13 protein-coding genes are annotated in these 14,093 nt (G+C 36.4%); 10 read left to right on the forward strand and 3 right to left on the reverse strand.

The features are described from left to right. Positions 1-94: 94 nt before the first annotated feature. A complete protein-coding gene (locus tag QUD79_RS07490; RefSeq protein ID WP_184424027.1) occupies positions 95-4,936 on the forward strand; it encodes an NAD-glutamate dehydrogenase in 4,842 nt (1,613 codons plus the stop codon). A gap of 109 nt (positions 4,937-5,045) precedes the next feature. Continuing rightward, positions 5,046-6,056, forward strand: a complete 1,011-nt coding sequence (pyrD, locus tag QUD79_RS07495; protein WP_184424028.1) for a quinone-dependent dihydroorotate dehydrogenase — start codon at positions 5,046-5,048, stop codon at positions 6,054-6,056. A 459-nt stretch (positions 6,057-6,515) separates the two neighbouring features. Here the strand turns inward: pyrD and QUD79_RS07500 are convergent, their stop codons facing one another. After that, a complete protein-coding gene (locus QUD79_RS07500; protein WP_184426948.1) occupies positions 6,516-7,475 on the reverse strand; it encodes an integron integrase in 960 nt (319 codons plus the stop codon). Between the two features lie 351 nt (positions 7,476-7,826). Between QUD79_RS07500 and QUD79_RS07505 the strand changes: the two genes are divergently transcribed. The 3 genes from QUD79_RS07505 to QUD79_RS07515 all read left to right on the forward strand — a co-directional run bounded on the left by QUD79_RS07505 (position 7,827) and on the right by QUD79_RS07515 (position 9,066). After that, positions 7,827-8,279 (forward strand): GNAT family N-acetyltransferase, encoded by a 453-nt coding sequence (locus QUD79_RS07505; protein WP_069505851.1) that lies wholly within the window; start codon positions 7,827-7,829, stop codon positions 8,277-8,279. Between the two features lie 149 nt (positions 8,280-8,428). Continuing rightward, on the forward strand, positions 8,429-8,650 hold the full coding sequence (locus QUD79_RS07510; protein WP_039925283.1) for a hypothetical protein: 222 nt from the start codon (positions 8,429-8,431) through the stop codon (positions 8,648-8,650). A gap of 110 nt (positions 8,651-8,760) precedes the next feature. Then, positions 8,761-9,066: a hypothetical protein gene (locus QUD79_RS07515; protein WP_184426916.1), complete on the forward strand. Its 306-nt coding sequence runs from the start codon at positions 8,761-8,763 to the stop codon at positions 9,064-9,066. 138 nt (positions 9,067-9,204) lie between these two features. On the opposite strand, the gene QUD79_RS07520 is transcribed toward QUD79_RS07515, so the two are convergent. Then, on the reverse strand, positions 9,205-9,651 hold the full coding sequence (locus QUD79_RS07520; protein WP_184426918.1) for a hypothetical protein: 447 nt from the start codon (positions 9,649-9,651) through the stop codon (positions 9,205-9,207). Positions 9,652-9,949: 298 nt separating this feature from the next. On the opposite strand from QUD79_RS07520, the gene QUD79_RS07525 reads away from it, so the two are divergent. Then, positions 9,950-10,555: a DUF998 domain-containing protein gene (locus tag QUD79_RS07525; protein ID WP_184426920.1), complete on the forward strand. Its 606-nt coding sequence runs from the start codon at positions 9,950-9,952 to the stop codon at positions 10,553-10,555. A gap of 123 nt (positions 10,556-10,678) precedes the next feature. Further along, entirely contained in the window at positions 10,679-11,176 is a 498-nt protein-coding gene (locus tag QUD79_RS07530; RefSeq protein ID WP_184426922.1) for a DUF2867 domain-containing protein, read from the forward strand. A gap of 152 nt (positions 11,177-11,328) precedes the next feature. Here the strand turns inward: QUD79_RS07530 and QUD79_RS07535 are convergent, their stop codons facing one another. Next, positions 11,329-11,853 carry a hypothetical protein gene (locus QUD79_RS07535; RefSeq protein ID WP_184426924.1) on the reverse strand — a complete coding sequence of 175 codons (525 nt, stop codon included), beginning with the start codon at positions 11,851-11,853 and terminating at the stop codon, positions 11,329-11,331. Between the two features lie 273 nt (positions 11,854-12,126). Between QUD79_RS07535 and QUD79_RS07540 the strand changes: the two genes are divergently transcribed. From QUD79_RS07540 to QUD79_RS07550, 3 genes are all read left to right on the forward strand, one after another. After that, the gene (locus QUD79_RS07540; RefSeq protein ID WP_184426926.1) at positions 12,127-12,417 is read left to right on the forward strand and encodes a hypothetical protein; all 291 of its coding nucleotides are present in this window, start codon (positions 12,127-12,129) and stop codon (positions 12,415-12,417) included. After that, complete coding sequence (locus tag QUD79_RS07545) at positions 12,407-12,613, forward strand: hypothetical protein (RefSeq protein WP_184426928.1); 207 nt, start codon at positions 12,407-12,409, stop codon at positions 12,611-12,613. The genes QUD79_RS07540 and QUD79_RS07545 overlap by 11 nt, the downstream gene beginning before the upstream one ends. A 79-nt stretch (positions 12,614-12,692) precedes the next feature. Continuing rightward, a complete protein-coding gene (locus QUD79_RS07550) occupies positions 12,693-13,667 on the forward strand; it encodes a transposase (protein WP_286290577.1) in 975 nt (324 codons plus the stop codon). Positions 13,668-14,093: the final 426 nt, after the last annotated feature.

The following is a 14,093-nucleotide window of genomic DNA, read 5'->3' on the forward strand; positions in this document are numbered from 1 at the left end:
CTTAATAAGATCGTAGATGTAGTCTATTATTTTTAGACAGCTATAAGAATATACAACAAATTATTTAAGTGTTTTATCCAAAAAGGAAAAAGGCATGGCGTTAGTAGATGGGTTACCCTCTGTAATATTGTCGAATGTATCGCAATTAATAGAGCAGAAAGTTCCGGCAAAAACAGCTCCGTTAGTGAAGCAGTTTGCTGAACTCTTATATAGAAATATATCAACACTTGATTTAGCACATAGAAATGATAGCGATATGTACGGTGCTACCTTAAGTCTATGGAAATCATTAAATGATCACCAAGTAAATACACCTGTAATTAAAGTATTTAATCCGATGGTGACTAAAAACGGCTGGAAGTCTAGCCACACCATTATTGAAATTATCACGGGCGATATGCCATTTTTGGTTGATTCAATTCGCATTGCATTAAGTCGTTTAAACCTTTCACCTCATTTAATGTTGAATAGCCCTATTAAGCTTGTACGCGACAGCAACCACGGTATAACACAGTTGTCGGCGGCAGCAGATAAAAAGATAAAAGCAACATCAACAGAAACAGTTTTTTTTATTGAAATTGATCGTCAAAGCGAACAAGCTGCACTTGATGAAATTAAAGAAGAGCTAGAGTCAGTATTACGTGATATTTCAATTACGGTTAATGACTGGGAGGCGATGAAAAATCGTTTAGAAGATGTTATTAACGAAACGTCAAAAGCTAAATTGCCCTGTGGTAAAAAAGAAAAAGAAGATGGCTTAGAGTTTTTAAAGTGGATGCTAAATAACAACTTTACTTTGCTTGGCTATCGTTCTTACGATATTAAAGTATTAAAAGGGGATAAGGCATTAGCAGCCGACGAAAAGTCGAGCTTAGGCCTTATGAAGCAGTCAATAGGTACACCAGAGCGGTTAATATCATCACTAGGTGAGCCTGCTCGTCAGTTAGCTTTAGGTGACAACTTACTTATATTAACTAAAACCAATTCTCGCTCACGTGTTCATCGTCCTGCACATTTAGATTATATTGGTGTTAAGCGCTTCGACAGTAACGGTAAAGTGGTTGGCGAAGAGCGTTTTGTAGGTTTGTTTGGCTCTGCTTATTACACTAATAGCGCACTTGATTTACCCCTGATTAAATCAAAAGTATTAGCTGTTTGTGAACTTTCTGGCTTTGCTACAGGTACACATGCATACAAAACATTAATTAATATTCTAGAAACGTATCCTCGCGATGAAATTTTGCAAACAAGTATTCAAGAACTTTTACAAAAAGTTATGGGTATTTTTCAAATGCAAGAGCGTGACTATTCAGGCTTATTTATTCGTCGAGATGCTTTCGATCGTTTTTATTCATGTATGGTCTATGTTCCAAGAGAACGCTATAACACGCAGTTACGAATAAAAACGCAAGAGTTATTACAGCAAGCTTTTGGTAGTGATGAACCTGTTGAGTTTACTACGTATTTCTCTGAATCAGTACAAGCTAGAACACATTATATTGTTCGTGTTAAATCAACAAAAGCAGATATTAACGTGAAAGAAATTGAAAAGAATTTAAATGAAGCTGCTCGCAGCTGGGACGATAAACTTGCTTCGGCCTTAAACTCTAACAAGGGTGAAGAAGCCGGTAAAGCACTTGCACGTAAATACTCAGGATTCCCTCAATCTTATAAAGATGAGGTTTTGCCGGGTTCAGCAATCGTCGATATTGAAAAACTTGAAGCGCTTACCCCTGAAGATAACTTAGAAATGTTATTTTATCAGCCTCAAGAAGAAGAAGCTGGAAGCCGTTTTGTTAAGTTAAAACTGTTTCATTGTGGTGAACCAATACATTTGTCTGATGTTTTACCAATGTTAGAGCATTTTGGCTTACGTGTAATTGGCGAAAGTCCATTTGCTATACGTACATCAGAAGGTGAAACCTGTTGGATATTAGACTTCTCAATGCTGTTAACAGGTAAAGAGGAATTTAATTTAGAGAAAGTACAAACATTATTCCAAGACGCTTTTGCAAAAGTATGGAGTGGTGAGTTAGAGGATGATGGCTTTAACCGCTTAATATTAGGTGCTGAGCTTGGTGGGCGTGAAGTGTCGATTATTCGAGCTTTAGCTAAATATGAGCGTCAAATCGGCGGAACATTTAGTCAAAGCTATATTGAAGATACCTTTGCCAACTACCCTAAAATTGCTGGATTATTAATTAAATTATTCTATGCGCGTTTTGATCCAAATCGCAAAACCAATAACAAATTAATTCAACGATTCTTAGCTGATATTGAAGCGTCTTTAGATAAGGTTGCTAACCTTGACGACGATCGTATTATTCGTCGTTTTGTTGAAATTATAAAGGCAACAATTCGTACTAACTACTTTCAGCCATATGCAGACAATACTTACAAGAGTTATATATCGTTTAAAATTACACCTCGAAAAATTTCTGATATGCCACAGCCAGTACCAGCATATGAGATTTTCGTTTATTCTCCACAAATAGAGGGTGTACATTTACGTGGTGGTAAAGTTGCTCGAGGCGGATTACGTTGGTCAGATCGTAGAGAAGATTTCCGTACAGAAGTTTTAGGGCTAGTTAAAGCTCAACAAGTTAAAAACTCTGTTATTGTTCCTGTTGGTGCAAAAGGTGGTTTTGTTTGCAAGCAGCTTCCTAAAGGTGATAGAAACGAAATTTTCGAAGCTGGTAAAGAGTGCTATCGTACATTTATCCGTGGTCTATTAGATATTACTGACAACATTGTTAATGGTGAAGTCGTTCCTCCTGCTAATGTTGTTCGTCACGATGATGATGATCCTTATTTAGTTGTTGCTGCAGATAAAGGTACCGCAACATTTTCAGATACAGCAAATAGTATTTCAGATGAGTATAACTTCTGGATGGGTGATGCTTTTGCCTCTGGTGGTAGTGTTGGTTATGACCACAAAGGTATGGGAATTACTGCACGAGGTGCATGGGAATCTGTTAAACGTCACTTCCGTGAAATTGATATTGACTGTCAAACAACAGATTTTACTTGTATCGGCATAGGCGATATGGCCGGTGACGTATTCGGTAATGGTATGTTGTTATCTAAACATATTCGTTTACAAGCGGCGTTTAATCACATTCATATTTTTATTGATCCTTCACCTAATGCAGCGACTACCTTTAAAGAGCGCGAGCGTTTATTTAAAACACCAGGTTGTACTTGGGAAGATTTCGACCAATCGTTAGTTTCTGAAGGTGGTGGATTATTCCATCGCTCAGCTAAATCTATTGAATTGTCGCCGCAAATCAAAACAATGTTGAATACTAAAAAACAAAGCATGTCTCCTAATGAATTGATTCAATCATTATTGAAGATGAAAGTTGATTTAATATGGAATGGCGGTATTGGTACATACGTAAAAGGTAGCAAAGAAAGCCACTTAGATGTTGGTGACAGAGCTAACGATGGTTTACGTATTAATGGTGCTGACTTACAAGCTAAAATAGTAGGAGAGGGTGGCAACTTAGGCTTTACTCAATTAGGGCGTATTGAATACGCAGCTAAAGGTGGCCGCATAAATGCTGACTTTGTTGATAACGCAGGTGGTGTAGATTGTTCAGATAACGAAGTTAACATTAAAATTTTATTAAACGGTCTTGTTAAAAATGGTGATTTAACCGTTAAACAACGTAATAAAGTGTTATACGATATGACTGACGAAGTTGGCAATATTGTAATAAACGATTGCTATCGTCAAACACACTCAATTTCTATTACTGCATTACGTGGTGTTAGCCAACTTAAAGAGCAAACCCGCTTTATTAATGAAATAGAACGTTCAGGTAAACTTGACCGTGCGCTTGAGTTTATCCCAAATGATGATGAAATTGCAGAACGATTAGCGCAAGGTAAAGGCTTAACTCGCCCAGAAATAGCAACATTACTTGCCTACTGTAAAATGGTATTAAAGGAAGACTTGGTTTGTCCTGAAATAACAGACAACCCTTATCATAACAGCCTGTTAATTGAGGCGTTTCCAGAGCCATTACAGAAAAAATATAGCAAGGATATGCAAAATCATCCGTTAAGGGCTGAGATTATTGCAACCAAGTTAGCGAATAAAATTGGTAACGACATGGGGTTCAATTTCGTTAACCGCATGAAAGAAGAAACAGGTGCATCGGTTCATGAAATAGCTAACTGTTATACAATGGCTAGTGAAGTATTTGAACTCTCTGATATTTGGTTAAAAATTACCAACCTTGATAATAAAATATCAACATTGGTTCAAACAGAGATGTTATTCCAATTACGTCGCACAGTTCGAAGAGCAACACGTTGGTTCTTACGCCACCGTAATAAGTCATTAGATATTGCACAATCAATTGCTTTTTATAGTGCAACATTTAAAAACATGGCTAAAAATGTTTCAACTTACATGATCGCAGACGAAGCAGCTCAAATACTACGAGTAGAAACCGACCTAGCAAATGCTGGTGCGCCAAAAGCGGTAGCTAAACGTATTGCACAATTGAGCAGCCTTTTTTCAGTAATGGATATTGCAGAGCTTGCTGATAACGATGGTCGTAATGTTGACATAGTTGCCGATGTTTACTTTAAACTTGGTGCTAGACTTGATTTACATTGGTTCTTAGATCAAATTACTAAGCAACCGGTATCAAATCATTGGCAAGCCCTTGCAAGATCTTCTTTTAGAGAAGAACTTGACTGGCAGCAGCGTTCAATTTCATCGGTAATACTACGTTGTGAGCCGAAAAGTAAAGATGTTGATGCGATGCTTGATAGCTGGTTTAACAATAATGAACAGCCGCTAGAGCGCTGGTATCATATTTTAGATGACTTTAGAATTGGTCAAACACATGAATTCGCGAAGTTTTCAGTCGCATTACGAGAATTAATGTTGTTAAGTTTAAACTGTGATCCAACAAAATAAATGATAGAATCCCCACATAAACGTGGGGATTTTTTTGTCTAAAATTTATCTAATTCACAAATATTAACAATGTTATACCAATTAACGCTATTGGTATTATTGAGGTACTATGCTTTACTCTGCTGTTCGTAAAATTCTGTTTCAACTTGACCCTGAAGTAAGCCATGATCTTACGATTAAAAGCCTTAAGAATACAGGTGCAACCCCATTTAACTTTGCTTACAAACAACAAGTGCCTAGTAAGCCTGTACAAGTAATGGGTATTCATTTTCCAAACCCTTGTGGTTTAGCGGCAGGGCTTGATAAAAATGGCGAGTGTATTCGAGCTTTTGAAGCCATGGGATTTGGCTTTATTGAAATTGGTACAGTAACACCAAGACCACAACCGGGTAACGAAAAACCACGTATATTTCGTTTAACACAAGCAAATGCAATTATTAACCGCATGGGATTTAACAATAAAGGTGTAGATTACCTTGTTGAACAAGTAAGAAAAGCAAAATACCGAGGTGTATTAGGTATTAATATAGGTAAGAATAAAGATACACCAGATGATAATGCAAAAGATGATTATATATACTGCATGCGTAAGGTCTATAATTTTGCTTCCTATATTACCATTAACATTTCATCTCCCAATACCCCTGGTTTGCGTTCATTACAATATGGCGACGCCCTCAATAATTTGCTGTCTTCACTAAAAGCTGAGCAAACAGCACTTGCTGCGCAATATGATAAGTATGTACCTCTAGCGGTAAAAATAGCCCCCGACCTTACAGAAGAAGAAATTGAGTCAATTGCGCAATGTTTAATTGAAAACGATATTGACGGTGTGATCGCAACTAACACCACTTTATCAAGAGAAGGTGTAGAAGGGCTTGAACATAGCGAAGAGCAGGGTGGTTTAAGTGGCAGGCCAGTTAAAGATAAAAGCACAGAGGTAATAAAGTTACTAGCAAAAGCATTATCGGGTAAGTTACCCATTATTGGAGTTGGCGGTATTGCTAGCGGTAAAGATGCAAAAGAGAAAGTTGAAGCTGGAGCCTCACTGGTACAAATATATTCAGGTTTTATTTATCAAGGACCTGAGCTTGTAAAAGACGTTGTTTCTGCTATCTAGAAGCAATAAGCTTTAATTTATTATTACGCGGCAACACTAAAATGTAAGTTTAAATTACAACTTAATTTTTAACTCGAATAATTTATACCAATTGAAGCAATGCTAGTCGAAGGTTGTAGTTTAGTATTCGAGTTAACTTGATCGTACAGTTGATTAGGTTAGAAAAGATAAGATATAGACGTTAGTCCTAACGTATCTAGCGAGAAGTTCTCTAACATGAAACTACCGTCTTTCTTTAGATTCTAAGCTTCATAATTCAAAGCCATATTGGGGAAAATATTAGCAACAATCTAAAATCCAATCACTTATTGCTTGTATCAATGAAAAAACAGGTTGTTTGTTAATGCTCTTGCATTGTCCACATAAGTTAGACCCATGTAGCGATTATTATAAAATAAATAACGCAGTATTTGACTGTTTTAGCCAGTAGAAATGATCACATAGTTAGTGAGGTTGGTATTACCTATCAATTGGGCTTAAAGTTCCTGATGAATGTTGACCAACGACATGTGTATATATTTGTGTAGTCTTTAAATCGTTATGTCCTAACAACTCTTGTACCGTTCTAATATCAGCTCCATTTAACAATAACTGAGTTGCAAACGAATGCCGAAACGTATGTGCTGTAACATGTTTTCTGATACCCGTCTTTAAAACAGCAACTCTTAGCGCTTTGGTTAATGAAGTCCAATGTAAGTGATGACGACAATAGTAACCATCTGTTGGGTGTTGACATCTCACGGTTGAGGGAAATAAATACTGCCATTTAAACTGCGTAATAGCTTTAGGGTATTTTCGTGCTAATCCAGAAGGTAAACTAGTTTTTCCCTCACCTTCAGCTAAGTCTTTATGATGCAAGTCTTCGACTTTTTTTATTTGAGATTGAAGTGATTCTATAAGTGTTTTTGGTAGTAAGGTCATTCGGTCTTTAGCCCCTTTACCTCTAAAAACGTAAATTGAATTACCATCAAAATCAATATCTTTTATTCGTAACCTCAATAACTCTGCTTTTCTTAATCCACAGCCGTATAACAAGCTAAACATAAGATGATAAGGATGTTTTAGTTCATTGATAATTGTAGTTGCTTCCTGATTTGATAATACCATAGGCACTCTGGTCGGTGCTTTTGCTCTGACCATATTAGATAATAGAGTAAGCTCGCGCTCAAACACATGCTTGTACATAAAAACGATTGAGCAAAGTGCTAAATTTTGAGTTGAAGCAGTAACTTGTCTATCAACAGCTAAGTAGGTTAAATAGTTACTAACCTCTTGTTCTCCCATATCTTTTGGGTGACGCTTTTGGTTAAAAAGAATAAATCGTTTAATCCAAAGTAAATATGTTTTTTCAGTTTGAATACTGTAATGCTTCGTACGAAGGATATGGCGGATACTTTCAAGGAAAGGTGATGTAGACATAATTAAAACCTATAGCTGTATTTATATACAGTTATAGGTTTCAATTATATAAAGATCAAATAAATTTCTTAATTTGATATTACTGAGAAGTCTCAGTAAATGACCAAATGATAAGAGTACTATAAAATAATCAACTTAAATTATTGAATAATATACTTTTATTTTTTTCTTGTTGGCTGGATATTACTGAGGCTTCTCAGTAATATTCGAACATAATCAATTATAGTTAAATTAATATTTATAATTTGTTGAAATTGTGGAATATTAAGAGATAATAAATAAAAAATATGGAACGGACATTACTGAGAAGTCTCCATAATAAGCTGTTATGTGCTTCAAGGGAGAATTAGGTTGGATACCAAAGTAATATACGTTGAAAGAGATAAGCACTATCTAGAGTTTAACGATTTATTCGAAGAATACGCATCAGATTTGCCCGAGGAAGTTCGCTCGAAAGTCGTAGGACAGTTATTTGAGTTACCGTATTTTCATGGATTTATTTGTTTTGTGAATAATCAGCCAGCGGCGTGCGCTGTATGTTACGAGTCGTTTTCGACATACCGTTCCATGAAATTACTCAACGTTCATGACTTTATGGTTTCAGAACGTTATCGAGGTAAAGGATTGGGTAAGATTCTACTGAATGGTATTGAGCAATACTGTAACGCCAATGAGTATTTAAAAATCACCTTGGAAGTAAACAATAACAATACAGTGGCTAAAAAGTTATATCAGTCATGTGGTTTCGAAGATTATCAAGTTGAGCAAAAAGACTTGAATCATTGGCAAAAGTACCTCGTTTAGCACGCACATAACAAACGCTTCAAGGCGGATTCGCAACGCTCGGCGGTTTTGGTTTGATTCAGTTTTCGTGTTTACGATGTAATAATTGAATTTCGTGGTAGCGTTGCTCACCACTTAAGCGGGCGTTATAAACCACAAGGAGAGTTCATTTGAATATTAATGCTACGTTGCTCGGCGAGTTCATCGCTTTATTCGCCTTAATCATGGGTGCAGTCTGTTATTACCTTGGCCGTCGTAAAACTCAAACTCCAATTTTGGCTGGTTTGCTCGGTGTGGTACTTTCAATCATTCCACCGTTTGGCTTAGTTTATTTGGTGGTGCTAGTGCTTAAAAAAGATGTAGGTTCAACATCGGCAGCAGTAAGTGGGTAAAGTGGTTTATAACAAGGCCAGTCACGGCGACGCCTTTTCCGCTGCGGCTTCGCCTTCACTACAAAGCCGCGCATGCTGGCTGCGTTATGTACTCAAGGAAGGTGCGTGTTTTGGGATTTATAAATGTACATATAGCGTTAGGGATATTAGCTTGGCCTTTTCTAGCTATGATGGCAATGTTTCTCGTAGCAGCACCTAACTCCGCAAGCAATCCACTTGTTATAGGGTTATTTTTCTCAATGTTAGGCTATCCCATACCTGCAATCTGGGGATGTATTCTATTTTTTAAGAATAGAAAAAAGGGTAACGATAAAATCAATATGAAATATACGCTCATTGGCGCATCAGGTTACATTGCTATGTTTGTACTTTTCTTCTTACTTGAACTTATAAGAGTATTATCTCAGAGTACATAACAAGTCGTTAAAGCAGGACAAATAACAGTTGGCTTTTGCTCCTGCGTCGCTTATTTTAGCCAACATATTATTTGCCTCTTAACGAGGCGTTAGGGCTCTTAATTGCGTGGCATTTTCTGCTCTTTAGTTCTTTTTTATCTAGTTTGATAGTGCTTTTAGTTCTTCTATAATGTTAAGGGCACTTTCTGTGTTTTTAATGTGCTCTGGAGAGCTTCCATTTGCTATAGCTGAAGCTAGTCTTTTACGCATAGATGCTAATAAATCATATTTAACTTCTGGATCTTGATTCATACTAGTAGGTGCCATTAAGTATAAGCCATCTTTTGAAGATATTAATTTATTGTCAGTTAGACTTGAAACCATACTGCCTATTTCATTTTGTGATATGTTTTTAACATCATACTCATCGGCAATTTTCTGCCAATTACTTTTGGCATTAAAACCTGCATTGCTTATACTCACTGTATCGGTTTTTGTTGTTGTTTTATTCTGAATAGTAGTGCCCGATTCGTGTTCCGAAGTATTAGAAGCTATATTTTGGATTTGATAAATTTGATTTGCTTGAGCATTATTATTTATGTGCATTAAAATTCCCTTATTAAATATAAAACCGGCAGATGCGATGACATGAAAGCAAAAAACAAGCCAATAATAATTCTTTGGTGGTGTTGGCTATGAGTGTATTTAGTAATTAATTTACGGTCTTGTAGGAAAATTATTGCCGCTTAAAAAATTATATCGGAAATGTTTGGCACATAACCAAGCCCTAACAAGAAAATCAACAAGGACTTAAAACAGTTGGCTTCCTTCGCTGCGCTCGGTAATATAGCCAACAATTTTAAGCCTGTTATTTAGGCGTTAGTTTACAAAAAGGATTTTGGTAGTGTTTGAAAGTATTGCGATCTATTCAGGGTTAGTTGCAACAATCTGGATCTTCATTGGTGTTTATGTTGCGAGCCGATTTTATAATGGTTACAGCCATTCTAAACAATTTTGTAGTGAATTAGGCGCAACAGGCAGCCCAACAGAAAAATTGTCTCCCTTAATTAATAATTACCCTCTAGGCTTTTTCTTTTGCTTTTTCGGTTGGTATTTGGCGCAGCTATCAAGCGTTTCAATTTTAGTAAATATTGCGGGTTGGTTAGTTATAGCTCATGGCATTGGTACATGGGTAGCAGGGTACTTTCCTATGGACGCTGATCCATTTACTAAAAATCCAACTTTTAATTGTAAGGTACACTCTTGGGCTGGTTTTATTATGTTATTGTCGCTAGTTGTAGCACCAATATTAGTAGCTATAAGTCCAACAACAGAAATTATCCCACTATATTTCCGTATTTTTTCAGTTGTTTCTGTTATCGCTGCTGTTTATTATCTATTTGCTATGGCTAAAGCCTTAAAATCTCAAAGTAACCCTGGAATTCATCAACGTATTTCTTATGGTTTTCAGCTAATTTGGCTAAGTGCCTTTTCATTAGTGTTAGCGTAATTGTAAACTAACAAGCTGTTAAACAAGGACAAAAAACAGTTGGTTTTTGCTCCTTCGTCGCTAATTTTAACCAACTATTTTTTGCCTGTTAACAGGGCGTTATATGCCCCAAGGAGGTTAAGCATGGTTTCAGAAATGGAGTTTCCATCAGAAACAAAAATCAATGGTAAAGAGCTAAATTCATATTATAGAGATGCCTTTAAGTTACAGGTTAATAAAACTGAACTTGATGCGAAAAATGTATATCACAGCATCTTCGGTTTTTTGCCTAAACCAGTGCAGTTAGCTTTATCATTTCGTAACTCTATTGTTAAACACTTCGGCTTTTCCGCTAGCAATACGGAAATGGCTTTACCATTAGAAGATATTGAAGCGGGTAAAAAAGCAGGTTTTCTTATTATCGAGTCAGTAGAACCGACAGAAGTTATTTGTGGTGCATATGAACCTAATATGGATATGTGGCTTTCCGTTTTAAAATTATCAGACGATGAGTTTGCAGTATCTACTTTAGTAAATTTAAAAACTAAAACTGGAAAGGTGTATATGGCATTTATAAAGCCATTTCATAAGGTTGTGGCTAAATACTGTATTAAGCAAGCGCTCAAAGCAGGTCGCATATAACAAGCCATTGCAAAGGACTTTTAACAGTTGGCTTCCTTCGCTGCGCTCGGTATTATAGCCAACAATTAAAAGCCTCTGAATGGGGCGTTAGGGCTTTTAATTTATAGATTGTATATTTGGTGACAAAATATCATAAAATTCCTTTTTTGTGATTAAGCATAATAGTTTACATAATTAGAGGTTAATTCAACCAGTTTTGTATAATTTTCTGGTGAAGTAAGTCCCTTGCTTCCCCAATTAGCAGACATTTTATATAGCTCAGACTGTTCATCTTGCATCTTAACAATACTCATTAAAATATCCTTATTACTTTTTCCTTCTGCACGTCCCTGACTAATTAAATTTTGCTCTTGATCCAAAACATTACGATGCTCTTGATCCATTTGACCTTGTAAACGACCTATTCTAGCGACTAATTCATCCCCATTTTCGGAATTCATAATTTCCCTTAAATTGATAACAGCCATTGATGGCATTCTTCCTGTTAATGAGTTAACTTTTGCTTCAAGCTCCTCAGGGGAGGCTGTTTCAATGAAGGAAAGAGTATTCTTTCGAGTATCAATATTATTGGTGTTTTCATAATTTTTAGGGATGTTTCTTACTGTTTCTTCCGTTTTATTAGTATTCGTTTGTGTCTGTTGTACGGTATAATTTTGTGAGTTAATCGAAGTTATCATTATATTGTCTCTAATATTAAAGCTGCCTATTACATATATGCGGTTTTTATGCCAATATTAATGCTATATTTTTCACTGGCTTAAATGTATAAATAGAGGAAAATAATTGCCGCCTAATAAGTTATTATGGCAACTCTTGTGCGCTTCAAGCCCTAACAAGGGTTTTCAAGTCGGACAAATTACAGTTGGCTTTTTGTTCGTGCCTCACTTATTTTAGCCAACTGCAATTTGCCGCTTAAAACGGCGTTATATTTTAAAGCAAAGGTTCACACTATGAATCATGAAGAATTAGTACGAGCGATTCAACGAGTTGGTATGGGTACATTTGTTAAGTACTTTGAGGCCTTTTCTAACGAGACCAAAGAATCCGATGACTTGGTTGATGCTCTTATTAAAATTGAAGGGTATGGCGATGACTCCGCTAGAACAAAAGTTAATTCTGCTCGTAGAATTCTAAGTTGTAATTTAGGCCTAGAAGCTCTTGAGATAATATCAAATAGTCAAAATGCCGATAGCTGGGTTGTTCCCAAAGCAAATTTCTTAAAGGCTCAAAATGCAATTTAAAAATATAACTTATGCTCTTGCACTTATCAGCTTACTAACTGGGTGTGTCACTACAACCACTGGCCCAATGCCTGCTGGTAAAAATACTTATGTTATGTCTCGCCAAGAAGGTGCATTTCCATCGGGTAACGAGCCATTAATGGCCGAGGTTTTGGCTGAAGCTAGTGTTTTTTGCTCAAACCAAGATAAAGTATAACTAGGACAGTCGCTTATATTTGAATAATACAAATCACTGAACTAAGGTTAATATCTAATCAAAATTCAAGGATGGTATTATGACAACAGCGAGAAAACAGTTAATTAGCTTAACCGACACCCCTTATTATCATTGTATTTCTCGTTGTGTACGCCGTGCTTTTTTGTGTGGTGAAGATAAAAATACAGGTCAGAACTTTAACCACAGGAAAGGCTGGGTAGAAGAAAAACTACTTAGCCTAACTCAAGTGTTTGCTATTGATGTATGCGCTTACGCTGTGATGAGTAACCACACGCATACCGTACTGTTTATTGATGAAGACACCGCTAAAGGTTGGTCAACCAAAGAAGTGCTTGAACGCTGGCATCAATTATTCAAAGGCACACTACTCACACAGCAATATTGTTGTGGTGATGAAATTCCCGACTATTTAATGTCCTCATTGCTTGAAACAGTTGAGGTATATCGCAGCCGTTTAATGGATATTAGCTGGTTTATGCGCCTACTAAACCAAAGTATTGCCACAAAAGCCAATAAAGAAGATAACTGTACAGGGCATTTTTGGGAAGGACGTTTTAAATCACAAGCGTTACTTGATGAAGCCGCCCTTGCAGCTTGTATGGCCTATGTTGATTTAAACCCCGTGCGAGCCAATGTAGCTAAAACACCAGAAAGCTCAGAGAATACTAGTGTCAAACAACGCGTAATATCAGCTAGAAAAGCGACACAACCAACACTATTATTGCCTTTTATAGGCAACCCACGCCAAACCATGCCAAAAGGCTTACCGTTTGAGCTTAAAGACTACCTTGAACTCATTGAGCTAACAGGGCGCTGTATTCGAGAAGACAAAACAGGGTATATTGACAAACACCAACCAGCACTGCTAACAAGGCTAAATATAAAGCCTGAAAACTGGTTAACGTTAAGTAAAGATTTTAGAAAGCTCTTTCATGGCGCTGTAGGTCATAGCGATGTATTAACTGACTATTGTGAACATAAAGGGTTAAAACGACGAGCCAATGTTAACCGTTGTACTAAATTGTTAGCATAGTATTAAGCAAAACTTTTAGTACTACCACTTAAATCCCACCAACACATCAAGCCTGATGTAGTAGTTATGCTTAGAAAACAGTGTTTTTCTACTTTGACTGTAACTTTGCCCAATGTTTTTCAAATTAAGTTTATATTCTTAATCATTGAGTTTATTTTAAGCTGTTTATTAGCTTGCATGCTGGCTTTGTTGTAGGTAATTTATAAGCGAGTGTCTTGATTGATTTTTATTAATTTTCTAGTTAACTTACAGTATTATTATTAGCAGTAAATATTTAAAAGGGAAGAATGAAGTAGATGGCTCGCTGGTACAAATATATTCAGGCGTTATTTACTAAGGAGATAATTTAGTTGCAGAAGTAGCTTCAACGTTTTTGTGTTGATGTTGTCATAAACTACCTGTCTAAAGTTTAAGTAAAACACGTAT

The organism is Thalassotalea piscium, assembly GCF_030295935.1.
Taxonomy (GTDB): Bacteria; Pseudomonadota; Gammaproteobacteria; order Enterobacterales; family Alteromonadaceae; genus Thalassotalea_B; species Thalassotalea_B piscium.